The organism is Nonomuraea recticatena, assembly GCF_039533245.1.
Classification (GTDB): Bacteria; Actinomycetota; Actinomycetes; order Streptosporangiales; family Streptosporangiaceae; genus Nonomuraea; species Nonomuraea roseola.
Window position 1 is genome coordinate 1 of record NZ_BAAATE010000115.1, and the last position, 1,200, is coordinate 1,200.

Genomic DNA, 1,200 nt, shown 5'->3' on the forward strand with positions numbered 1-1,200 from the left:
CGGCTCGGCTGGCCTACGCCATCTTGGACGGCACCCTCATCCCGATCGATCGTCGGGCGGACGAGCGACCGTATTACAGCGGGAAACACAAGCAGCACGGGGTGCGTGCAACTGCTGGCCGATCCCGCAGGCCGGCTGGTGTGGACCTCGCCTGCGCTGCCGGGCGCCGTTCATGACGTGACCGCCGCTCGGAAGATCGGCCTGATCGACGCCTTGACCGGTGCTGGCGCGAATGCCTTGTGGACAAGGGCTATCAAGGCGTGGGCGGCACGATCCGGACGCCGTTCAAGCGGCATCGCCACCGTCCATGGCTGTCACGTGGGCAGCGGGACGTCAACCGCGCCCATGCCCGCATCCGCGCCATCGGCGAGCGCGCCGTCGCGACCTTAAAGGCCTGGAAGGTGCTCACCAAGCTGCGCTGCTGCCCGCATCGCGCGACCGCGCTCGTGCAGGCCATCCTCGTCCTCCAGCTCGTCGAAGACACCCGTTACCCAGGATGAAAAGGGCTCAGTTTGTGACAACCAAGTGGGGCACCCTCGCGACTGCACTGAGCTCTTTCATCCTTGGGTGAACTCGTAGTTCTGTAGGACTGGCCTTGCGCAGGTGTCCGGCCTTCAGCGGACAGCATCAGCTTGCGCAGGATGTGTCAGCTCTTGAGTTGGGCATTGGTGCCGGAGCTGCGCGGGCGAGCGTGCGACCGGTTGGGCCGCTTTTGAAGGTGGGCTGGTGCTGCCCTTGTGGGAGTCCCAGCGGGCCCTTCCGCACCCTGGCAGCTCTTAATGAGTTCCGGACAGGCTCGGTTCCGCCGGTGGGCTCCTTTGGTATCCCCGGCTCGAAGAGTCCTCAAGATAAGGCGGGGTCGCCGCCGGGACCGTCCCCGTTCCTGTGTGGACGATCCGATTGTGCGGTTGGATCGGTTCCGTGGTTCGAACAGGTGCACGGCGGTGACGAGGTGACGTGGCGGTGCGAGCCGGTCCAAGACCGGCCTTCGAAGTGTCCAGTCCGAGGCAGCTGCCACAGGGGCGGCCGCAGTCCTTGCTCGATCAACGCATCGAGCATCTCCACCGCCATCATCCATTTCGGGCGATGCGCTCCTGGCCCGAGATCGCGCAACGCTCGCGTCGCGCGGCCACCTCCGAACGGGTGGCGGCATCAGCCACCTCCTCATCCCATGACGCCGGCACGAACAGCCGCCAATCG

General features: G+C 66.0%; 2 pseudogenes. One reads left to right on the top strand and one right to left on the bottom strand.

The features are described from left to right. Nucleotides 1-500 (top strand): annotated as a pseudogene (locus ABFX50_RS50600) (transposase family protein); the annotation flags it as partial. 517 nt (nt 501-1,017) lie between these two features. On the opposite strand, the pseudogene ABFX50_RS51775 reads toward ABFX50_RS50600, so the two are convergent. Further along, nucleotides 1,018-1,200: pseudogene (locus ABFX50_RS51775) on the bottom strand (transposase); the annotation flags it as partial.